This window comes from Curtobacterium sp. MCLR17_051, assembly GCF_003234395.1.
In the GTDB taxonomy this organism is placed as follows: Bacteria; Actinomycetota; Actinomycetes; order Actinomycetales; family Microbacteriaceae; genus Curtobacterium; species Curtobacterium flaccumfaciens.
In genome coordinates this window covers 476,545-497,771 of record NZ_QKTA01000001.1, presented here as the reverse complement: position 1 = coordinate 497,771, position 21,227 = coordinate 476,545, and the positions used below count along the sequence as shown (strand labels likewise).

The window sequence follows — 21,227 nt, the reverse complement described above, 5'->3', positions numbered from 1 at the left end:
CAGGCAACGTCGTGGCAGCCTTGACCGGTTGCCGTCCCCGGCGTGTCCACCGACGACAGGAGTGCCCGTGAACGACGTCCGCGATCGATCCCACCGCTTGAACCGAGCGTCCGGGATCGCACGGCACGGACGTCTGCGGCGCTCGAGCCCCTTCGCGACCGCTGCCAAGACGGTCTCCGCCGTCGTCGCAGTGGCCCTGGTGAGTTCGGTCTCGGTCACGGCGATCGCGGCGAAGCAGGTCACGGACGACCTCGGTGACGGCGTCGAGATCCAGGGCCAGCCCGCACCGCAGGCGAAGGGCGGCGCGAAGCCGATCAGCGCCTTCAAGGGCGGGTTCAACATGCTCGTGGTCGGCACCGACAACGACCCCGAGCAGAGTGCTGCCTTCGGGGAGCGTGATGCGACCCTCAACGACGTCAACATCCTGCTGCACGTCTCGGCCGACCACACCAACGCGACCGCGGTGAGCATCCCGCGCGACCTCGTCACGCCGATCCCGGCCTGCAAGAAGACCGACGGCACGGGCACGGCCCCGGCGATGGCGGCGCAGCCGATCAACACCTCGTTCGGCGAGGGCGGCCTGAACTGCGTCACCCAGACGGTCGCCGGGCTGACCGGCCTCGACATCCAGTACTCGGCCGCGGTGTCCTTCAAGGGCGTCATCGAGATGTCGAACGCGATCGGCGGCGTGCCGGTCTGCGTCGCCCAGCCGATCACCGACTCGTACACCGGGCTGAACCTGCCGGCCGGCACCTCGACCCTGCAGGGCGACGAGGCCCTGGCGTTCCTGCGCACGCGGCACGGGGTCGGCGACGGATCGGACCTCGGCCGGATCTCGAGCCAGCAGGTGTTCCTGTCGTCGCTGCTCCGCACCGTGAAGTCGAACGACACCCTCGGTTCGCCGGCCCGCCTGTACAAGCTGGCCCGGGCGGCGGCGTCGAACATGCAGCTGTCCCAGAGCCTGAACGACATCGGGACGATGGTGCAGATGGGCCTGGCGCTGCGCGACCTGCCGCTGGCGCAGGTGAACTTCGTGCAGTACCCGGGCGCCACGGGCGGCACCGGTGTCTACGAGGGCAAGGTCGAGCCGACCACGTACCTGGCCGACCGGCTGTTCGCGAAGATCAAGGCTGACCAGTCGTTCTCCCTCGGGGCGGACAGCACGGGCATCGGGTCGGAGACGAACCCGACGAAGACGAACCCGACGCAGCCGAGTCCGCAGCAGCCGACCGCTGCACCGTCGTCGCCGGCCGCTGCGCCGGAGCCCGCGACCCCCGCGACACCGGCGGCGCCGTCGTCCGCTGCGCCGCGCACCCCCTCGGCGACGCCCGAGACCATCGACGGGCTCGAGGGCCAGTCCGCCGACCAGCAGACCTGCTCCAAGGCGTTCGGGTACTGAGGCGCGGGCGGACGGTCGCTTGCTTGCCGCCTCCCGCCCCTTTGCCCCTTCCGCGAAAGCGACAGAGTGCCGCCGAACATCCGCGACACTCTGTCGCCCTGGCACCTGTGACGGCCGAGCTCGGCGGCACAGTGTCGCTTTCGTGGGCCCGACCGTGGCCGTGCGCGCGTTCACGCGCCCGGACGTCAGCAGTGCACCCGCCCCCGAACACGGAAACGGGGGCGCGGTGGTGGGCCGCGCCCCCAGGGGAAGTCGCTCCCCGCCGGGCGCCACGCGATCGGGCGCGCCGGGCCCGCACGGGGAACGACGTCGGGTGCTGTGTCGCGACGACGGGGACGAGCCCCGGAACGTGATTGCCGCGTCCCGATGATGGTATGCAGTGGGGTACGCCCCGACAACCCCCACGTGTCCCCACTTCGGGGGACCGAGTGTGACGGGTTGTGCCACGCGCGGGTGTGCGTCGGGTCGAGAGTGGCGCGGTCCTCCTGTATGGTGGTCGCAGCGCTCGCGAGAGTGCTTGGAGACGTCGCATAGTCCGGCCGAGTGCACCACCCTGCTAAGGTGGAGTCCCCTTTGAGGGGACCGAGGGTTCAAATCCCTCCGTCTCCGCACGACGATGAAGCCCGGTCCGATCGGACCGGGCTTTCGTCGTTCCTAGCGCCCGAAGCGCCCGCGTCAGACCGTCGCGATGCTCCCCGTCGTCGTGGTCCGTACACCCGCACGCCCCCGACACACCGCGCCCATGGCCACGAGCGTCAGCACCACGGCCGCCAGGGTGATCCCCGACCCCGCCCAGATCGGCGACGTGTACCCGAGGCCGGCGGCGATGGTCAGGCCGCCGATCCAGGCCCCGAGTGCGTTGCCGAGGTTGAACGCGGCGATGTTCGCCCCGCTCGCCAGGGTCGGTGCGTGGTCGGCGTACTGCATCACCCGCGTCTGCAGGGCCGGGACGGTCGCGAACCCGAACGCCCCCATCAACACGAGGGCGATCACGGTGAGCACCGGCGAGGTCGCGACGAGGGCGAACACCGCGAGCACCACGGTCAGCACGACGAGCACCACGAGCAGCGTGCGGTCGATCGAGCGGGCCGCGAGCTTGCCGCCGGCGAAGTTGCCGACGAACAGCCCGATGCCGAACACGATGAGCAGCCACGGCACCGCCGACGACGGGAAGCCGGACACCGAGGTCAGCGTGTACGCGATGTAGGTGAAGGCGCCGAACATCCCGCCGTAGCCGAGCACGGTCATGCCGAGCGACAGCCAGACCTGCCCGGACCGGAAGGCGCCGAGCTCGCGGGCGAGGGACGGAACCTCGGTGGAGCGGACCGCGGGGACGAGGACGAGCACGCCGATCAGGGCGACGACGCCGATGGCCGCGATCGCCCAGAACGTCGCACGCCAACCGGCGGCCTGGCCGAGGAAGGTGCCGAACGGGACGCCGAGCACGTTCGACGCGGTGAGCCCGGTGAACATCAGGGCGACGGCCGAGGCGCGCTTGGACCGCTCGACCATGTTCGCGGCGACGACCGAGCCGATGCCGAAGAACGCGCCGTGGCACAGGGCGGCGATGACGCGGCCGGTCATCATCACGCCGTAGGTCGGGGCGATCGCGGACAGGGTGTTGCCGACGATGAACAGCACGAGCAGCCCGAGCAGGACGGGCTTGCGGGGAAGTCGCGTGGTCGCGGCGGTGAGCCCGAGGGCCCCGACGATGACCGCCAGGGCGTATCCGGTGACGAGCCAGCCGGCGGTGGTCTCGGTGACGCCGTAGTCGGCCGCCACCTCGGGCAGCAGGCCGGTGATGACGAACTCGGTCAGGCCGATGCCGAATCCGCCGAGTGCGAGGGCGATGAGTCCCGCGGGCATGGATGTCCTTCCGTTGTGCAGCTGTGCCGCGTACGCTGGTTGTTGCAGACGCGGGATATCGATAGTTGCACACGCGGGGTACCCGCGCAAGCAACTGTCGCCGTCTGCACCGACCGAAGGAGCCCCGATGTCCGTCGATGACACCTCCACCGCCGTCCGTGCCCACGGCTGGCGCACCCTGGCAGCGCTGCACGGCCTGATCGAGACGCGCCTGGAGCGGGCCCTCCGGCAGGTCGACCTGTCCGTCGTCGAGTTCACGGTGCTCGATGCCCTGCGCCGCCAGGACGGCTTCCACATGCGCATGCAGCAGCTCGCCCGCGCGGCCGCCCTCAGCCCGAGTGCGACCACCCGGCTGGTGAACCGGCTCGAGGAGCGTGCCCTGCTGACCCGTGTCCTGTGCGCCGACGATCGTCGCGGGCTCTACACGGAGCTCACGCACGCCGGGCAGGTCCTGCTCGAGCGTGCGACACCGATCCACGCCGAGGCGCTCGAGGGCGCCCTCGCCGAGGCGCACGAGGTCCCCGAACTCGCCGACCTGGCCGAGTCCGTCGAGCGACTCGAGGGCGCGCGCGTCTGACCTCGGGTCACCTCGCACCCGGCCTGGAGGCCCGGCGCACCTCCGCCCCGCCGGCGTCGGCCCCGGGGCGGTCGCCGCTCAGGCGCGCGGCGGCCCCGTCGTCGACCGCACGACGAGCGTCGGGGGCACGAGTGTCCTGATGGGATCCGCCGGCGTTCCCGAAATCGCGCCGATCCGCTCGACCAAGCGCGCAGCCGCCAGGCGCCCGACCTCGTCGTTGTGCGGGTCGACCGTCGTCAGGCGCAGCAAGGGGGACGCGGCGAGCGGGGTCTCGTCGTTGCCGATCACCGAGACGTCCTGCGGCACGCGGAGTCCGGCTTCCTGCACGGCGGCGATCGCGCCCATCGCCATGACGTCGTTCGCGGCGAACACCGCGGTCAGGTCGGGGTGCTCCCGGAGGGCGAGCCGCATGCCCTCGTAGCCGGTCGTCTCCGAGGTCGGGCCGGAGCCGTAGACCAGCGGCTCGATGCCGGACGCGACCAGCTGCGCGACCGTGGCGTCGCGGCGGAGCGCAGCCGGGCCTCCCGAGCCGGTGACGTGGGCGATGCGGCGGTGACCCAGGCTGATCAGGTGATCCGCTGCCAACCGTCCGCCGGCGGCTTCGTCGGAGGCGACCACGTCGAGTCCGCCGGGGACGTCCTCGCGTGCGCCGGCGACCACGACCGGGGTGTCGGCGGGGACGACGACGTCGGGGAAGCCCTCGGCGGCGAGCACCACGCCGTCGACCCGCAGGGAGACCAGGTCGTCGAAGGGTGAGGAGCCCAGGTGAGCGTTGGCGCGGGTGTCCGCGAGGGTGAGGCGCAGGCCGTGCGGGGCGAGGGCCCCGCGGATGCCGTCGAGCATCGGGACGTACCAGGGGTTCCGGAAGTCGTCGACGATGACCCCGATGGTGCGGGTCCGGGTGCCGGCGAGGATGGCGGCGGCGCGGTTCGGGCGGTAGCCGAGCTCCGCGACGGCGGCGAGCACCGCGGAGCGGCGGGCGGGGGAGACCCCGGGATCGTCGCGCAGCACCATCGACACCAGGGACTTCGAGACGCCTGCGCGTGCGGCGACGTCGATGATCGTCGGCGGGCGAGGGGTCACGCTGAGCCTTTCCGGCACGGTGCTTGACAGGACATGGGCTGGTGCGGCTACAGTCTACCGACACGTTCTGGAACGTTCCAGAATCGGGATCCAGCGACCTTCTCGAAGGAGAGAACATGAGCGACAGCATCGGCGTCGCCGTCATCGGCGCGGGCATGGCGGGCAAGGCCCACATGGCTGCGTGGCGGAACGCACCCTCCCTCTTCACCTCGACGCTGCCGCCGGTCCGGCTCGTCTCGGTCGGCGACGTCTACGAGCCCCTCGCCGCCGCGGCCGCACGGCGCTTCGGCTACGAGCGGCACGACACCGACTGGCGGGCCATCGCGGCGGCGGACGACATCGACGTGGTGAGCGTCGTCGTCGCGAACACCCTGCACCGCGAGATCGTCGAGGGGCTGCTCGCCGCCGGCAAGCACGTGCTCTGCGAGAAGCCACTGTCCGACTCGCTCGACGATGCCCGCGCGATGGCGTCCGCCGCTGCCGAGGCCGAGCAGCGCGGAGTGCTCGGCCGCATCGGGTTCACCTACCGCCGGGCTCCCGGCCTCGCGGCCATCAAGGAGCTCGTCGAGGACGGCACGCTCGGCCGGGTCCTGCACGTCTCCGGCCGGTACTGGACCGACTACGGCGCCTCGCCCGACGTCCCGTTCTCGTGGCGGTTCACGGGGGAGCCGGGATCCGGCGCGCTCGCCGACGTCGGCTCGCACCTGTCCTACGTCGCCGAGTTCCTCGCCGGCCCGGTCCGGAGCGTCAGCGGTGGGACGTTCACCACGTCGATCACCGAGCGCCCTGTGGCCGCCGGACACGCCCTGCGGGGGCAGGCCGTCCCGCTCACCGGAGAGACCGAGGCCGTCGGCAACGACGACTACGCCACGTTCAGTGCACGGTTCGGCGACGGCACGGTCGTCGGGTCGCTCGAGGCCTCACGCGTCGCGGCCGGGCACCCGAACGGCCTCGTCATCGAGGTGTTCTGCGAGCGCGGCGCCGCCCGCTGGGACCAGGAGCGCGCCTCCGAGATCGGCCTCGCGCTGCAGTCCGACGGCTCGCGTCTGGGTGGGTACCGCCAGGTCGTGCTCGGCCCGGACCACCCCTACGTCGCGGGCGGCATGGCGATGGACGCCCCGGGCGTCGGCTGGGGGCAGAACCAGATGTTCGAGTACCAGGCGCGGGCGTTCCTCGACGAGATCGCGGGGCTGTCCGGCGCCGTGCCCGACGCCCTGCCCGCGAACGCCACGTTCGACGACGGCGTGCACAACATGGAGGTCCTCGACGCGGTGGCACGGTCCGCCGCGGCCGGGGGCACGTCCGTCGACGTTGCCGACGCCGTCGTCCCGACCACGGAGGGTGGTGTCCGCGCATGAAACTCGGTCTCTACAACGCGATCCTGCACGACCGGCCCCTCGAGGACGCACTCCGGGTCATCGCGGCCAACGGCCTCACCGGCATCGAGCTGAACACCGGCGGGTTCCTGCCCCCGGTGCACGTGCCCGACATCGACGCGATCCTGCAGGACGACGGGGCGCGTGACGCGTTCCTCGCGCAGTTCGCGGGGACCGGCGTCCAGATCGCCGGGCTCAACTGCAACGGCAACCCGCTGCACCCCGACCCGGCGATCGGTCCCGCGCACGCCGAGGACGTCCGGCGCAGCATCCGCCTGGCGGCCCGCCTCGGGCAGGACCGCGTCGTCACGATGTCCGGACTGCCGGCGGGGGAGCCGGGTGGCACGAGGCCGAACTGGATCGTGAACGCCTGGAACTCGGCCGCGCTCGACGTCCTCGAGCACCAGTGGAGCGTCGCGGTGCCGTTCTGGCAGGAGATCGACGCCCTGGCCCGGGAGCACGGTGTGCAGGTCGCGCTCGAGCTGCACCCCCAGAACCTCGTCTTCAACCCGGCGTCGATCCGGGAGCTCGTCGAGCGCGGCGGGCTGACCAACGTGGGGGTGGAACTCGACGCCTCGCACCTGTTCTGGCAGCAGATGGACCCGGTGGCGGTCGCCCACGACCTCGGGCCGCTCGTGTTCCACGCCGCCGCGAAGGACGTCCGGATCAACCCGCACGCCGCGATCAACGGGGTGCTCGACAACTCGTTCCGCCGGTTGTCGCCGGACGAGTCGCGCACGAACCTCGGCGGCGACGAGTGGGCGAACGAGTGGCCGAAGCCGTCGGCGTGGGACTTCGTCGCGCTCGGCAAGGGCCACGACGAGGCGTATTGGACGACGTTCCTCGAGGCCCTGCGTGCGATCGACCCGGACATGTGGGTGAACATCGAGCACGAGGACACCGAGCTCGGGCGCGAAGAAGGGGTCGCGGTCGCCGCACGCGTGCTGCGCGCCGCGGATGCGGCGCTGGCGCCCCGGTCCTGACGGTCCGTCAGCCGACCCGGACACTGCCTGGAGGCCCGTGAACCGTTCCGCGCACCGGGTGACGGATCGGCGTGTGGCGGGCCGTGCCTCCCGGCCCCACCACACGCGGATCGGCCACCGGTGCGCGGAACGACCAGTCCGTGCACCCGTACCGGGTGCTGTCACCGGCCCGATGTAGCATGCACGACACCTGTCCCCGACGATGGAGCCCTGCGTGCCGGAGCCGACCCACCCCGCCTTCCCGCTCGAACACGTGCGGGCGGTGGGCGACGACATCGTGGCCTCCGTCGCCACGGTGATCGACGGCAAGGCGGAAGCCATCCGCACGGCCCTGACGGTGATGCTCGCCGAGGGGCACCTGCTCGTCGAGGACGTCCCCGGCGTCGGCAAGACCGTGCTCGCCAAGGCGCTCGGCGCCTCGGTCGGCGGGTCCGTGAACCGCATCCAGTTCACCTCGGACATGCTGCCGTCCGACGTCACGGGCGTGAACATCTTCGACCAGTCGTCCGGCACCTTCCGGTTCTCGCCCGGCCCGGTGTTCGCGAACGTGGTCATCGGCGACGAGATCAACCGCACCAGCCCGAAGACCCAGTCCGCCCTGCTCGAGGCGATGGCGGAGTCGCAGGTCACCGTCGACGGTGTGACGCGTCCGCTCGACCGGCCGTTCATGATCGTCGCGACGCAGAACCCGATCGACATGGAGGGCACGTACCCGCTGCCCGAGGCGCAGCGGGACCGATTCATGGCCCGCATCGCGATGGGCTACCCGAGCGTCGACGCCGAACGGCAGATGCTCGCGAACCGCGGCGGCAGCGACCCGCTGTCGCGCCTGCGGCCGATCGTCGACGTCACCACGCTGCGGGCGATCATCGAGACCGTCGCCGGGGTGCACATCGCCCCCGACGTCGAGGCGTACATCATCGCGATCGTCCGGTCGACGCGCACCCACCCCGACCTCGTGCTCGGTGCGAGCCCCCGCGCGACGCTGCACCTGGCGCAGGCGGCCCGTGCGCACGCAGCCCTGCTCGGCCGCCCGTTCGTCACCCCCGACGACGTCGCGACACTCGCCCCGATCGTGCTCGCGCACCGGCTCGTGCCGGTCGCCCGTGGGCTCGGCGGCACCGGCGAGGACACCGTGCGCGAGATCGTCGTCCGCATCGTCTCCGACACCGCCATCCCGTTCACGGCCACCCCCGTCCGCTCCTGATGGCCGGTCCATCGGCACCGCCGTCGCTGCTGCGACGCGTCGGTGCCGCGCGGTCCACGGCGGCACGGTTCGGCCGCCGGGGGCTGTCGTTGGCCCGACGCACCCCGTTCCCGCGCCCGACGATCCGGGGCTGGACGGTCATCGCCGTCGGTATCGGCCTGGTCGGCGGCGGTCTGGTCGGCACCACGAGCGTGGCCGTCACGGCAGGCCTGCTGCTGCTCGTGCTGGTCGTACTCGGCATCGTGATGGCGTTCGTCGTCGCCACCCCGCTCCGCGGCAGCCGCAGCACCGCACGGGCGATCGTGCAGGTGGGCGAGGTCTACCGGGAACGCATCACCCTCGGCAGCACCAGCCTGCCGATCGGCCCGCGGGCGACGCTGCTCGTGCGCGAACAGCTCGAGGACGCCTTCGCCAGCCTGGCGGAGGCGGAGACCTACGCCGAGGTCGGGCCGAACCTGCCGCCGGCGGTGCTCGACGTCGAGGCGCTCGCGATGCACCGCGGCCGCTCGCTGGTCGGCCCCGTGACGATCCGGGTCGAGGACCCGTTCGGCCTGCTCCGCATCGACCGTCCCGTCGTCCCGGCCGAAGAGGTCGTCGTCGTCCCCGCCTCGGCACCCCTCGGGGCGATCGACGCCGGGGCGCTCGCCGGTGCGGTCTCGGCCGACGAGGGCCGGGTCGGACAGGGTGGTTCCGCCGACGACAGCGAACTCCGCCCGTACCGACCGGGTGACCCGATCCGCCGGGTGCACTGGGCCCAGAGCGCTCGGCGCGGGGAACTCCACGTCCGCCAGACAACCCAGGCCCAGCCGCCCGAGGCCGTGATCGCCCTCGACGTCCGGCGCGAGTCCTACCAGCGGCTCGGTCGAGAGGACCTCGCCGAACTCTCCGACCTGGGCGGCGACCAGGCCTTCGAGCACGCCGTCGTGGTGGCCGCCAGTGTCGCCCGGGCGCTCGCCGCCCGGACCTCCCGTGTCGTGCTCGTGTTCGACGGTCCCGAAGGCGCGACCCGGCACGCGGGCGACGTCGGCGGGCTGACCGACGTGCTCGTCGGGCTCGCCGACGTCCGGCTCCGCTCCGACGCCCGCGAAGTCACCGACGTCCTGCCCGAGGTCCGTGGCCGCGACGTGCACGGCATGACCGCCGTCGTGACGGGCACCTGCACCGCGGAGGAAGCCGCCGAACTCGTCAGCGCGACCAGCGGGTCGAGCCGCGGCATCCTGGCGACGATCGTGCCGCCGGACCCGGCCGTGCGGGGCATCCTCGACCGCGGCGGCTGGCGGACCCTCGTGGTGCCGGTCGTCGGCGCGACGCCGTCCGGAGCCGCCCGGTGACCGGGGTGAGCGCACCGGCGCGTGGCCGTGCCGACGTGCGCGAGATCCTCGACCGCGACGACGACCTGCGTGACGTCCCGAGCGCCTGGGTCGTGGCCCTCGCGCCGGTGCCCGTGCTCCTCGCCGCCCTCGCCATCCGGCCGCTCGTGCAGGGCATCGCCTGGTGGGCATCGGGCGTCGTCGTCGTCGCCGTGCTCGTCGCCGTGATGCTCGCGGTACGCCGCCAGACGCCCGGCATCCGCTTCGTCGTCCTGGTCGGCACGGTCATCGCCTGCTCGTGCGCCGCCGCACTGGTCAACGACATCCAACCGCTCGGGTGGCTCGACGCCGACGGGGCCCTCGGGGAGACGCTCGCCGCGATCCGCCTGAACCCCGCACCACTGCCGCAGACCGACGCGATCCGGCTCGTGGTCACCGCGTCGATCGGCTGGGTGGCGGCCGTCTCGCTGTTCCTCGCCGCCATCGCGCGGATCCCGTCGCTCGCCGCTGCTCCTGCCCTCGTCATCCTGATCGTGCCGGGTGTCATCACCGGGCAGCCCGCCGGCACCCCGCTCGTCATCACCACGGCGGTGGCGTTCCTCGCCCTGCTCTGGCTGTCCGTGCGCCCGGTGCAGCGTGTACTGCCGGCCGCGGTCGTCGGGGCAATCGGGCTCGTCGTGGCCATCGGGCTGCCGACGATCGTGCCGCTCAACGCCAGCTGGTTGTCCGGCGTGACCGGGGCGATCCAGTCGCCGATCCAGCCCGGACGGCCCGGCACCCTGCTCGAACTCGGCAACGACCTGCGCCGTCCGAGCGAGCTCGAGGTGTTCCGGTACCGCTCGTCGGACGGGCAGCCCGAGTACCTCAAGCTCGCCGACCTGGACGAGTTCGGCACGGGGGACTGGGTGCCGACCGTGACGAACGCAGCCGAGGCCGACACCGCCGACGAACAGCAGTGGGCCGAGGGCGTCAACCCGCGCCTGGCGAGCCGCGGCGACGTGACGGTCCGGATCACCGGGCTGTCCAGCACCTACCTGCCGGTGCCGTCGGGTGCGGTGTCGATCGAGTCGCAGTCCACCAACCTCGACCTGTCGCAGTGGCGGTGGATGGGGAACTCGAGCACCGTCCGGTCGACCGGAGCCGCGACTGCCCGCGGCGCGATGTACGAGGTCTACGGGGCTTCGACGTTCGCCAACGACTACCTCGACGCGGTCGCCGCCTCGGGGGTGCTCGCCCGCTCCGACGGCCGTGGCTTCCGGGAGCCCAGCCGCCAGCAGCTCCGCACCGACCTCGCCCTGCCCGACGACCTGCCGGCGAACATCTCGACCACCGCGACCCGCGTCGCCGCCGCCGCGACCGACGACTACGGGCGAGCGCGGGCACTCGAGCAGTGGTTCCGCAGCGACCTGTTCACGTACTCCGAGACCGCTCCCGTCGAGCAGGGCTACGACGGCGACAGCATGGACGTCGTCTCGACGTTCCTGAAGGTCCGCGACGGGTACTGCGTGCACTTCTCGTCCGCGATGGCCGTGATGGCCCGCACGCTCGGCATCCCCTCGCGCATCGCGGTCGGGTACCGGGCCGGGTCGCCGCAGCCCGACGGCGAGTACGCGGTGTCGAACCGGCAGCTGCACTCCTGGCCCGAGCTGTACATCCAGGGCGCAGGGTGGGTCGCCTTCGAGCCGACGCCCGACTCCGACGAAGCTGCGCCGTCCGAGGAGCCCTCGGCCTCGCCGACCGCAGCGGCACCGGAGACCCCGCTGCCGGCGCCCGAGCAGACCACCCCGGCGGACGAATCAGCGTCACCGACCCCGTCGGCGTCCCCGGTTCCGGGTGCCACGGGTGTGTCCGGCACCGGCGGCGGCGGAGGACCGGTCGGGCTGCTCGTGGGCCTGCTGCTCGTGCTCGCGGTCCTCGTCGCCCCGGGCCTCGTGCGCGCTGTTCGCCGTCGGTCGAGGCTGTCGGCGATCGCTGCCGGTCGGTCACCCGCCGTGCAGGCGTGGCGCGAGTTGCTCGACGACGTCGCCGACCACGGGTACGCCCCGGGCCTCGCGCCGCCGGGTGACGCCGCCGCCGTGGCCCGGACCGCCCGAGCCGTGCTCGGACGCCTGCGGCCCGGGTTGCCGGAGTCGGTCGTGCCGCACCTGGAGGCCGCGGTCGACGCGGTCGATCGCGAGCGCTTCGCCGCCGACGGGGCCGCATCGGTGGACACGGCGGCGTTGGAACGTCACGTCCGCGACGCTCGCGGGGCTCTCGACGCCTCGGTCCCCACGGTGCGCGTCGTGCGGTCGCGCCTGCTGCCGCCGAGCCTGCTGCCGTCGTCCGCCTGGTCCCACGACGGGCCGAAGCCCCGCCGTCGGGATCGTCGCACGGCCTGACGCGGGCGCGTGCCGGCTGGCGGGTGCTGCACGGTGCGGGGTTCGTCGAGTGGTGCGTGGTTGGTGGCTCGGTGCGGGGCTGTGGGCGGGCACCGGGCGGTCGTGCGGGCACGGGGTGGCGAACCTCGCACGGTGCGGGCTCCGTTGGGCGTCGCGTCGGCGGGTGTTGCACGGTGCGGGGCTCGTCGGGTGGTGCGTGGTTGGTGGCTCGGTGCTGGGCTGTAGGCGGGCACGGGGCGTTCGAGTGGGCACGGGGTGGCGAACCTCGCACGGTGAGGGTTCCGGTGGGCGATGGCTCGGCGGGTGTTGCACGGTGCGGGGTTGGTCGGGTGGTGCGTGGTTGGTGGTTCGGTGCGGGGCTGTAGGCGGGCACGGGGCGGTCGTGCGGGCACGGGGTGGCGAACCTCGCACGGTGCGAAGCCCCGACCGCCGCGCCTCGCCGCCGCCCGCCGCCCGCCGCCCGCACGCCGCCCGCCCGCGCCGCGGGGCGCGCGCGTCAGCGCCGGCGGATGACCGCCTCGACCAGGGTCGCGACGAGCTCGCCCGGATCGACCCCGGGCAGCGCCGGCGCGTCGAACACCAGGCCGACGTTCGCCCCGATGAGCACGGTCGCGAACTCCTCCGGGGTCATGCCGACCTCGACCTCGGGGTGGGCACCGAGCCACAGCCGCACGAGCTCGAGCACCCCGTCCTGCAGGATCCGGCGCTGCCGGATGAACTCGGGCAGCAGCTCCGGGTGCCGCACCGCGTACCCGCGGAACGCCGAGAGCAGCGCGAACTGCTCGCTCTGGTCGTTCTGCCCGAACGCGGCGCGCAGGACGTCCCCGACGTCGACGGCGGCGATGTCCGCGTGCACGAGTTCCTGCAGTGAGGCGAGCACGACGTTCGTGGACCGCTGCATGACCTGGGCGAGCAGGTCTTCCTTGGACGAGAAGTTCGAGTAGACCGCACCCTTGCTGAACCCCGCGCGTGCTGCGACGTCGTCGAGCCGCGCGCCGTACACACCCTGTTCGGCGAAGACCGCGGCTCCGGCGGCGAGCAGGCGTTCCCGGACCTCGGCGCGCGGGATGCGCTGGGTGGGGGAAGCGTCGTCGCTCATCGGTTGCTGCTCCGACCTGTGGTGGTGGTCGTCGGGGAGAGCATCGTGGTGGAGACCTGCCGCGCCGCGCGTCTGATCCCGCGCGGCATCAGCGAAGCCCCCATCCCCACGTCTGCTCGGAACCGGCGCGTTCGGGTCGCGTCGGTGCTGTGCGGACAGCGTTCACCGGGACCATCCCCGGCAGAACTGCCAGGACGATACCCGGCGGTACTGATCGTAGCGTCGCGGGGCCGCGGAGGACAGCCCCTCAGTCCTCGTGCTCTTCTCGGACACTGCCGGCACCGGTCCGACGGCCCGGGCGCCGGAGCAACCGGAGCGCGTCCGGTCGCAGGCTCCGACCCCGCCGGAGCAGCGAACCGAGGGTCGACTTCGGCTGCCAGTCACGGCCGTTCGGCAGCCCCCAGCCCCGCCGGACCGCTCCCCAGCGGAGCCCGAGCGACAGGGTGATCGCGAGCAGGATGCCGAGCGACGGCGACCCGAGCGCCGAGGCGATCACCATCACGGCCGAGGCCGCGACGGCCACGGTGGCGTACAGCGCGTTGCCGCCGAACACCGCCGGCACCCGCCGCAGCAGCAGGTCACGCATGGCCCCGCCGCCGACCGCGGTGATGGTCCCCATGATGATCGCGGCCGGCCAGTCGAGCCCGGCGTCGTAGGTGCGCTGCACGCCGACCACGGCCCAGAACCCGATCACGGCGGCGTCGAGCACGGTGAACAGCCGGTCCCAGGTGACCTCGGAGAACGACACGAGGAACGCGATGAGCGCCCCGGCGACGGCGACCGGCACGTACAGCGGGTCGACGAGCGCGACGGGTGGTCCGTTCTGCAGCAGGGTGTCGCGGAGCATCCCGCCGCCGAGTCCGGAGACGAACCCGACGACCAGGAACCCGAACAGGTCGAAGTCCATCGCGCGGGCGATGGAGCCGCCGAGCAGGGCGGACGCGAAGACCCCGGCGAGGTCGAGCACGTTCGTGACCGACGCCAGGCCGTCGACGGACAGCAGGTTCATGAGAACCATCAAACATCACGTCGCACGACTGGCGGGCCGTTCGGCGGTTAGGTTAGCCTCACCTTCGTCATGATCGCCACTCTCGTCATCGGTCTCCGTGAAGGCCTCGAAGCCACGCTCATCGTCGGCATCATCGCCGCGTTCCTGCGTCGCAACCGCGTCCCGCTCAGCCCGATGTGGTCGGGCGTCGGGCTCGCGGTGCTGCTCAGCATCGCCGTCGGCTTCGGGCTGCAGGCCGTCGAACAGGCGCTGCCGCAGGCCCAGCAGGAGGGCATGGAGGCGGTCATCGGCATCGTCGCCGTCGTCTTCGTGACGGGCATGATCGTCTGGATGCGCACGCACGCGCGCACCCTGACCGCCGACCTCGAGGCCAGTGCGACCGCAGCCCTCGGCCGTGGCACCGCCTGGGCCCTCGCCGGCATGGCGTTCCTCGCCGTCCTGAAGGAGGGCTTCGAGACCTCGGTGTTCCTCCTCGCCACGTTCCAGGCGTCGTCGGACACCGGCCTCGCCGCCCTCGGTGCCGTGATCGGCATCGCGGCCGCGGTCGTCGTCGGCTTCGGCATCTACACCGGTGGCGTCCGCCTCAACCTGTCGCGGTTCTTCACCGGCACCGGGGTCTTCCTGGTCTTCGTCGCGGGCGGCCTGGTGTTGACCGTCCTCCGCCGCGCGCACGAGGCCGGCTGGATCGTCATCGGCCAGCAGCGCACCGTCGACCTGTCGTGGCTCGCGCCGAACGGTTCGGTGCAGGGGGCCCTGGTCACCGGCGTGCTCGGCATCCCGCCGGACCCGCGGGTCATCGAGGTGCTCGGCTGGGTCCTCTACGTCGTCCCGGTACTGGCCCTGACGCTCTGGCCGCGCGCCTGGCGTCCGTCGCCGGACCGCGTGCCCCGGGTGCGCGCCGTCGTCGCCGGTGCACTCGCCGTGGCGGCAGCGGCACTCGCGATCGCCGTGCCGACAGGCGGGGTCGACCTGCCCCGCACCACCGCGGTCAGCGGCGACGCCAGCTCCGTCTCCGCCAGCGTCGACGGTGCGTCCGGCGTCCTCCGCGTGGCCGGCACCGGAACCGGCCAGGAGGCCCGAATCACCCTGCCGACGTCGGCCCACCGCCGCGTCACCCGCGCGGGCGTGGCCGCCGACCGGTGGCGCGTCGTGCAGGACGGGAACACTGAGCAGGGGAGCGGTGCCGACCGTCCGTCGACGCTGACGCTCGACGACCTCGTCACCCTGTTCGGTCGCCTGCCCGTCGGGGTCTCCCCGTCGACGAACCCCGGCCCCTTCTCGGCGCGCTGGGCCGTGCGCGACACGGTGACCCTGTGGACCGTCCGTGGTGGGGTCCTGGACGCGACCCGCGACGAACGCGAGGTGCTGACGCTGAGCGGTGGGGGCCTCCCGTCCGCGCGCACCACGACCCTGGACCGCACCGTCTGGTCCGTCCCCGACGCCCGCGTCGAGCGGTCGGCCGCCTCGGTGGCCGCAGCGGACTCGCGATCAGCCGACCTGCTGCTCTGGAAGGCCTGGCTGCCGATCGCCCTGGGCATCGCGGCCGCCGCGCAGGCGCTGCTGGCCCTCCGTGACCGCCGTCGCCGGCGACTCCCCACCATCCCCACCCCCGAACCCGTCCCCGCTCGTGGCCCTCCGGCCGCGGACCCTGCAAGGAGCACCGACCATGTCCTTCGGTAAGCCCGTCCGACCCCTGATCACCCTGGGCGCCCTCGGCGCCGTCACCGCCCTCGCACTCACCGGGTGCGCCGGCGGGTCCACCGGAGCCGACGGCTCCGGCTCCGGCGACGCGAAGGTCTCCCGCGTCACCATCACGCTCACCAACGACGGGCAGGACGCCTGCGCGGTGTCCTCGACGAAGGTCCCCGCGGGCCCCGTCACCTTCACGGTCAAGAACGAGTCGTCGACCGCGATCACCGAGGTCGAGCTGCTGCAGGACCAGCGGATCCTCGGCGAGAAGGAGAACCTGGCGCCCGGCCTCGACGCCGTCCGCTTCACCGCCACGCTGACCGGTGGGAAGTACCAGGTGTACTGCCCCGGTGCCGAGACCGAGCTGACGGACTTCACCGTCACCGGCAAGGCCGCGTCGACCGCGAACAGCAGCGCCTCGACCCTGCTCCGCGACGGGACGAAGGGCTACGCGACCTACGTCGACGGGCAGGTCACCGACATGGTCGCCGCGGTCGAGCAGATGCAGAAGCACATCGACGCCGGCGACCTCGACGCGGCGAAGACCGACTACGCGAACGCCCGTCCGTTCTACGAGCACGTCGAGAGCGACGTCGACGGCTTCGTCAAGAAGGGCTTCAAGGCCACCGACAACGCCGGCAACCTCGACTACCTGATCGACATGCGCGCCTCGAACCTCGACCCGGCCGTCGGCTGGAGCGGGTTCCACGCCGTCGAGAAGGACCTGTTCCAGGCCGGGAAGATCACCGCGTCGACCAAGCAGACCGCCGCGGACCTGACCGAGGACGTGCAGCTGCTCGCGAAGCTCGTGCCGACGCTCGACTACAAGCCGGAGGACCTGGCGAACGGTGCCGCGGGTCTGCTCGAAGAGGTGCAGTCGAACAAGATCACCGGCGAGGAAGAGGCGTACAGCCACATCGACCTCGTCGACCTCGCTGCCAACGTCGAGGGTGCCCGTCAGGCCTTCGCGTACCTCAAGCCGGGGCTGACCAAGCTCGACCCGACCCTGACGAAGCAGATCGCCAAGCAGTTCGACGCCACGAACACGATGATGGACGGCTACCGCGACGCCGACGACCTGGGCGGTTTCGCCACGTGGGACGTCGCCACCAAGAAGTCCGACGCGAACACGATCTCGCAGCAGATCCAGGCGCTGCAGGACCCGCTGTCCCGCCTGGCCGAGAAGGTCGCGACCGCGTGACCGAGCCGGACGAGGCACCTCGGGCGAACGAGGCACCGCGGGCGAACGTCTCCCGCCGTGGGCTGTTCGGCGCCGGCCTGGCCGTGGCCGGCGCCGGGGTCGGCGCGGCTGCGGGCATCGGCGGCGCCACCGCGGCGACCGGCGTGAACCCGTTCACGGCGGCGACGAACGGCGACGAGTCGATCGACCTGTCGCAGAGCCAGCCGTTCTACGCCACCGCGGCCCGGCAGCCGCAGGGCGGGATCCGCACCACCCCGCAGCGGTACTGCGTCTACATGACGTTCGACCTGTCGACGACCGTCACGACCGAGCTGCAGGTGCTCCTCGCCCGCTGGTCGGCCGCGATCGCCCAGCTGCAGGCCGGCAAGACCGTCGGCAGCGTCGAACCCGCGCACGGCAACGGGGTCGGTGCCGACACCGGCGAGGCGCTCGACCTCGGGCCGGCGTCCCTGACCGTCACGGTGGGCCTGGGTCCCGGCGTCTTCGACGAGCGCTTCGGGCTCGCCGACCGCCGTCCGGCCTCGCTCGCCGACATCCCGACGCTGCCGAGCGACAACCTGCAGGAGGGCCTGACCGGCGGGGACCTGTCCCTGCAGGCCTGCGCCGACGACCCCCAGGTGGCGTACCACGCCGTGCGCGACCTGGCACGGATGGCCCGCGGCACCGCGACCGTCCGCTGGACCGTGCTCGGCTTCGGCCGGGCATCGGCCGGGCCGCACCAGAGCACGCCCCGCAACCTGATGGGGTTCAAGGACGGCACCCGGAACATCACGACCGACGCCGACCACGACCGCTTCGTCTGGCTCGACCGCGACGCCGGGTGGATGGCCGGCGGCAGCTACCAGGTGGTGCGGAAGATCCGCATGAACATCGAGACCTGGGACGCGGACGTCGTCAGCGACCAGCAGCGGGTGTTCGGGCGGACGAAGATCCAGGGCGCACCGCTCTCCGGCGGGCATGAGCACACCACCCCGGACTTCCACGCCAAGGACGACGACGGTGCGACGAAGATCGACGCGACGTCGCACATCGCCCTCGCCGCGCACGAGGCGAACGGCGGCGTGAAGATCCTGCGCCGGCCGTACAACTACACCGACGGGCTCAACGAGTACGGCCAGCTCGACGCCGGGCTGCTGTTCATCGCCTACGTGAACGACCCGGACCACTTCACGCGCCTGCAGCGGAAGCTCGGTGCCTCGGACCGGCTGAACGAGTACGTCTCGCACATCGGCTCCGCGGTGTTCGCCGTGCCGCCGGCACCGCGCAAGGGGTCGTACATCGGCGAGCAGCTCTTCCGCTGACCTGAGTCGCTGACACGCGAGGGTGGGCGCCCTCCGCCGTTTCCCTGGAGGCGGAGGACGCCCGCGTCGCGGAGTCTCGCCGAACGGAACCACCGTCGACTTGCTGAAAGCGACCCGGCACGACGCGTCGCGGTGCGACAACCCCGAGAGTACCCCGCGGATCCGCGGATCCGCAGTGATCGACCGGGATGGGACAGCAACCGGGACCACCGGGTCGCGCGAGGTGTGCGCCGGACGTGCCCCGGGCCTCCTGGCCGACGCGAACGGGCCGCCTCACCAGGGTGAGACGGCCCGTTCACGTGTGTGCCCGCAGACTGTGGGTCAGTCCGTCAGGACCGTCGCGGCACGTCGTGCGCGGTTGCGGCGGAGGACCACGAGTGCCGTGATCCCGGCGAGCAGGAGCAGGCCCGCCGCGATCGCCGGAGCGGTCAGGTCCGCACCCGTGTAGGCGAGGTCGCCACCGGCGCGCGGGTCGTCGTCGGTCCCGCCGACGCCACCGATGCCCGCGTCGTCACCGTCACCCGCGCCGGGGCCGGGGATGACCCCGCCACCCGGGTTCGGGGTCGGAGCCGGGGTCGGGTCGACCGGGTCCGTCGGGTCGGTCGGGTCCGTCGGGTCGGTCGGGTCGGTCGGGTCGGTCGGGTCGACCGCTGCGGCAACCGGGATCGTCACGGCGAGGGTGACGGTCTGGCCACCCGGCAGGGTGACGACGAGCGGCGCGTCCGTCGTGGCGACCGGCTCGGCCACCGCGGCGAGGGAGACGGAACCGGCGGTGCGGGCGGAAGCGCGTGCGGCCGGCGCCTCGATCTCGGGGACCGTGACCGTCAGGGTCGCGCGACCCTGCTCGTCGTTCTTGTCCGTGATCGTCGGGTCGATCGCCGACGATGCGAGCTCCTTGCCGTCCGCGGTGACCGAGACGGTGCCGGCCTTCTCGGGGTCCTCGCTGCTGAACACGAGCGACGACAGGTCGAGCTCGATCGCGTCACCGGGCTGGAAGCCACCGGCCGGGGTCGGCGTGACCGTGACGCCGACGGCGCGCTGGTCGACCGGCGGCGTGACCTTCGGGTTGGCGAGGAAGTAGTCCACCTGGGCCTGCAGGTCGACCTGGCCTGAGTCGGCGACGTTCGTACCGGTCGCGAAGGCGGCGAAGTTGTCGCCACCGGTCGACAGGAACGAGTTGACGGTCACCTTGAGGGTGTCGGTCAGCGCGATCGCCTTGCCGTCGAGGGTCATGCCGGTGATGCGCTCGCCGCGACCCTTCGACGGGTCGTAGGTGTACGCGAAGCCGTCCGAGACGCCGAGCTTCAGGAACGGACGCTCGAGGCCGTCCGGCTGCCACTGCTGCTCGAGGGCGTTCTTGATCTGCTGGCCGGTCATGTCCTTGGTCACCAGGGTGTTGGCGAACGGCTGGACGAGCGCGGCCTCCTTGTAGGTGACGGTGCCGTCCGGGTCGCCGGCGCCGCTGGACGCGTAGACCATGTCGGTGCGGAGCCCGCCCGGGTTCATGAAGGCGACCTGCGAGCCGTTCCGCTCGGTGGCGCTGCGCTGGACCTCGGCGATGTAATTGCCCAGGACGGACTCGCCGCCACGGTTCTCGGCCTTGCGGTCGGACTGCACGGCGCGACGCAGGTCACCCGTGATCTCGCCGAGCTTCTCGCCGCCCTTGACGTCGGCGACGGCCTTCGCGGCGGTCACGATGTCGCTCACGGCGTTGACCGAGGTGGTGTCGGCGGGGACACGCTTGTCCTCGTTGACGGAGGTGACCGAGGACGTGATGCCGGTGAGCTGCTTGTCGGCGTCCACGGTGAGCTGCAGGTGTCCGAGGTTCACCCCGTAGGACCCGGCCTGGATCACCGGACGCTTCGTGCCGTCGGGGCCGGCGATGGAGTGGTTGTACGTCGCGTGGGTGTGCGCCGACACGATGGCCGAGACCTTCGACGAGACGCCCGAGGTGATCTTGCCGAACGCGCCGGTGCCCGTGGCGTCGGTGAGCGCACTCGTGGTGGCCCCCTCGTGCACGAGCAGGACGAGCACGTCGGCCTCGCCGTTGTCGTCCTTGCCGTCGGTGAGCTGCTCGGCGTACCGGTTGACCTGGCTGACGATCGGGGCCATCGCGAGACCCTCGACCCCGCCGGGGCTGACGAGCCCGGGGATGAGGTCCTCGGTGGTGGCACCGATGAAGCCGACCTTGACGCCGCCCTTCTCCACGATGGAGTACGGCGTGAACGCGGGGTCGGTGGTGCCGGCCGTGACGATGTTCGCCGAGACGTACGGCCAGTCGGCACGGTCCTCGATGCGGCCGGTCAGGTCGTCCTGGCCCTTGTCGAGCTCGTGGTTGCCGATCGCGCTGACGTCGAGGTCCATGGCGTTCAGGGCGTCGATCGTGGGGGAGTCCTGCTGGATGAGCGAGGTGAAGGTCGAGGCGCCCACGTTGTCGCCGACGCTGGCGAAGATCGTGTTCGGGTTGGCCTCGCGGTACGACTGCACGACGCCGGCGAGCTTCGCGGCGCCGGCGGCCTTGTCGGCGGCGGTGCCCTCGGACTCGATGCGACCGTGGAAGTCGTTGACGTCGATGATGTCGATCGTCGTGTCGCCCTCGGCGGCGACGGCTGCGGACGGGACGGACAGTGCGACCAGGACCCCGGCGGTGGCGAGGGCCGCGCCGGCGCCGAGGCGTCGTCGGGTCGTCGCACCGGCGGTTCCGGTGGTGTGGGAAGTGTTCATCGCCGTCGAACCTACGAAGACGCAC

General features: G+C 72.4%; 15 protein-coding genes and 1 tRNA gene. 11 read left to right on the top strand and 5 right to left on the bottom strand.

Going from position 1 to position 21,227, the window contains the following annotated elements; genetic code table 11:
* The first annotated feature begins 67 nt into the window (after positions 1–67).
* Positions 68–1,399 carry an LCP family protein gene (locus tag DEJ06_RS02380; RefSeq protein ID WP_111038363.1) on the top strand — a complete coding sequence of 444 codons (1,332 nt, stop codon included), beginning with the start codon at positions 68–70 and terminating at the stop codon, positions 1,397–1,399.
* A gap of 519 nt (positions 1,400–1,918) precedes the next feature.
* Positions 1,919–2,008 (top strand) — tRNA-Ser (locus tag DEJ06_RS02375).
* 66 nt (positions 2,009–2,074) lie between these two features.
* Here DEJ06_RS02375 and DEJ06_RS02370 read toward each other — a convergent pair.
* Positions 2,075–3,265 (bottom strand): MFS transporter, encoded by a 1,191-nt coding sequence (locus DEJ06_RS02370; RefSeq protein ID WP_111038277.1) that lies wholly within the window; start codon positions 3,263–3,265, stop codon positions 2,075–2,077.
* A gap of 127 nt (positions 3,266–3,392) precedes the next feature.
* Between DEJ06_RS02370 and DEJ06_RS02365 the strand changes: the two genes are divergently transcribed.
* Positions 3,393–3,842: a MarR family winged helix-turn-helix transcriptional regulator gene (locus DEJ06_RS02365; RefSeq protein ID WP_111038276.1), complete on the top strand. Its 450-nt coding sequence runs from the start codon at positions 3,393–3,395 to the stop codon at positions 3,840–3,842.
* A 78-nt stretch (positions 3,843–3,920) separates the two neighbouring features.
* Here DEJ06_RS02365 and DEJ06_RS02360 read toward each other — a convergent pair whose 3' ends face one another.
* The gene (locus DEJ06_RS02360; protein WP_111038275.1) at positions 3,921–4,925 is read right to left on the bottom strand and encodes a LacI family DNA-binding transcriptional regulator; all 1,005 of its coding nucleotides are present in this window, start codon (positions 4,923–4,925) and stop codon (positions 3,921–3,923) included.
* Positions 4,926–5,041: 116 nt separating this feature from the next.
* Between DEJ06_RS02360 and DEJ06_RS02355 the strand changes: the two genes are divergently transcribed.
* From DEJ06_RS02355 to DEJ06_RS02335, 5 genes are all read left to right on the top strand, one after another.
* A complete protein-coding gene (locus tag DEJ06_RS02355; RefSeq protein ID WP_111038274.1) occupies positions 5,042–6,283 on the top strand; it encodes a Gfo/Idh/MocA family protein in 1,242 nt (413 codons plus the stop codon).
* Positions 6,280–7,284, top strand: coding sequence for a sugar phosphate isomerase/epimerase (locus DEJ06_RS02350; protein WP_111038273.1), 1,005 nt, complete (start codon positions 6,280–6,282; stop codon positions 7,282–7,284). Before DEJ06_RS02355 ends, DEJ06_RS02350 begins: the two co-directional genes overlap by 4 nt.
* A 202-nt stretch (positions 7,285–7,486) precedes the next feature.
* Positions 7,487–8,491: a MoxR family ATPase gene (locus DEJ06_RS02345; protein ID WP_071406487.1), complete on the top strand. Its 1,005-nt coding sequence runs from the start codon at positions 7,487–7,489 to the stop codon at positions 8,489–8,491.
* On the top strand, positions 8,491–9,822 hold the full coding sequence (locus DEJ06_RS02340) for a DUF58 domain-containing protein (protein ID WP_111032893.1): 1,332 nt from the start codon (positions 8,491–8,493) through the stop codon (positions 9,820–9,822). Before DEJ06_RS02345 ends, DEJ06_RS02340 begins: the two co-directional genes overlap by 1 nt.
* A 5-nt stretch (positions 9,823–9,827) precedes the next feature.
* Positions 9,828–12,179 (top strand): DUF3488 and transglutaminase-like domain-containing protein, encoded by a 2,352-nt coding sequence (locus DEJ06_RS02335; RefSeq protein WP_146247010.1) that lies wholly within the window; start codon positions 9,828–9,830, stop codon positions 12,177–12,179.
* A 496-nt stretch (positions 12,180–12,675) separates the two neighbouring features.
* Here DEJ06_RS02335 and DEJ06_RS02330 read toward each other — a convergent pair whose 3' ends face one another.
* Positions 12,676–13,278 carry a TetR/AcrR family transcriptional regulator gene (locus DEJ06_RS02330; protein WP_111038271.1) on the bottom strand — a complete coding sequence of 201 codons (603 nt, stop codon included), beginning with the start codon at positions 13,276–13,278 and terminating at the stop codon, positions 12,676–12,678.
* Positions 13,279–13,525: 247 nt separating this feature from the next.
* A complete protein-coding gene (locus DEJ06_RS02325; protein ID WP_111038270.1) occupies positions 13,526–14,287 on the bottom strand; it encodes a trimeric intracellular cation channel family protein in 762 nt (253 codons plus the stop codon).
* 69 nt (positions 14,288–14,356) lie between these two features.
* Here DEJ06_RS02325 and efeU point away from each other — a divergent pair, with 69 nt between their 5' ends.
* Genes efeU through efeB form a run of 3 tightly spaced genes read left to right on the top strand, consistent with a single transcriptional unit; the run spans position 14,357 to position 18,478 of the window.
* A complete protein-coding gene (gene efeU, locus DEJ06_RS02320; protein ID WP_111038269.1) occupies positions 14,357–15,967 on the top strand; it encodes an iron uptake transporter permease EfeU in 1,611 nt (536 codons plus the stop codon).
* Positions 15,954–17,177 (top strand): iron uptake system protein EfeO, encoded by a 1,224-nt coding sequence (efeO, locus tag DEJ06_RS02315; RefSeq protein ID WP_111038268.1) that lies wholly within the window; start codon positions 15,954–15,956, stop codon positions 17,175–17,177. Before efeU ends, efeO begins: the two co-directional genes overlap by 14 nt.
* Complete coding sequence (gene efeB / locus DEJ06_RS02310) at positions 17,174–18,478, top strand: iron uptake transporter deferrochelatase/peroxidase subunit (protein ID WP_111038267.1); 1,305 nt, start codon at positions 17,174–17,176, stop codon at positions 18,476–18,478. The genes efeO and efeB overlap by 4 nt, the downstream gene beginning before the upstream one ends.
* A gap of 321 nt (positions 18,479–18,799) precedes the next feature.
* On the opposite strand, the gene DEJ06_RS02305 is transcribed toward efeB, so the two are convergent.
* A complete protein-coding gene (locus DEJ06_RS02305; RefSeq protein ID WP_111038266.1) occupies positions 18,800–21,202 on the bottom strand; it encodes a bifunctional UDP-sugar hydrolase/5'-nucleotidase in 2,403 nt (800 codons plus the stop codon).
* Positions 21,203–21,227: the final 25 nt, after the last annotated feature.

Excerpts from the sequence above, each read along its gene's own strand:
- DEJ06_RS02370 (WP_111038277.1), bottom strand. The coding sequence starts at position 3,265 with ATGCCCGCGGGACTCATCGCCCTCGCACTCGGCGGATTCGGCATCGGC.
- DEJ06_RS02365 (WP_111038276.1), top strand. The coding sequence starts at position 3,393 with ATGTCCGTCGATGACACCTCCACCGCCGTCCGTGCCCACGGCTGGCGC.
- DEJ06_RS02355 (WP_111038274.1), top strand. The coding sequence starts at position 5,042 with ATGAGCGACAGCATCGGCGTCGCCGTCATCGGCGCGGGCATGGCGGGC.
- DEJ06_RS02350 (WP_111038273.1), top strand. The coding sequence starts at position 6,280 with ATGAAACTCGGTCTCTACAACGCGATCCTGCACGACCGGCCCCTCGAG.
- DEJ06_RS02345 (WP_071406487.1), top strand. The coding sequence starts at position 7,487 with ATGGAGCCCTGCGTGCCGGAGCCGACCCACCCCGCCTTCCCGCTCGAA.
- DEJ06_RS02340 (WP_111032893.1), top strand. The coding sequence starts at position 8,491 with ATGGCCGGTCCATCGGCACCGCCGTCGCTGCTGCGACGCGTCGGTGCC.
- DEJ06_RS02330 (WP_111038271.1), bottom strand. The coding sequence starts at position 13,278 with ATGAGCGACGACGCTTCCCCCACCCAGCGCATCCCGCGCGCCGAGGTC.
- DEJ06_RS02325 (WP_111038270.1), bottom strand. The coding sequence starts at position 14,287 with ATGAACCTGCTGTCCGTCGACGGCCTGGCGTCGGTCACGAACGTGCTC.
- efeU (WP_111038269.1), top strand. The coding sequence starts at position 14,357 with ATGATCGCCACTCTCGTCATCGGTCTCCGTGAAGGCCTCGAAGCCACG.
- efeO (WP_111038268.1), top strand. The coding sequence starts at position 15,954 with ATGTCCTTCGGTAAGCCCGTCCGACCCCTGATCACCCTGGGCGCCCTC.
- DEJ06_RS02305 (WP_111038266.1), bottom strand. The coding sequence starts at position 21,202 with ATGAACACTTCCCACACCACCGGAACCGCCGGTGCGACGACCCGACGA.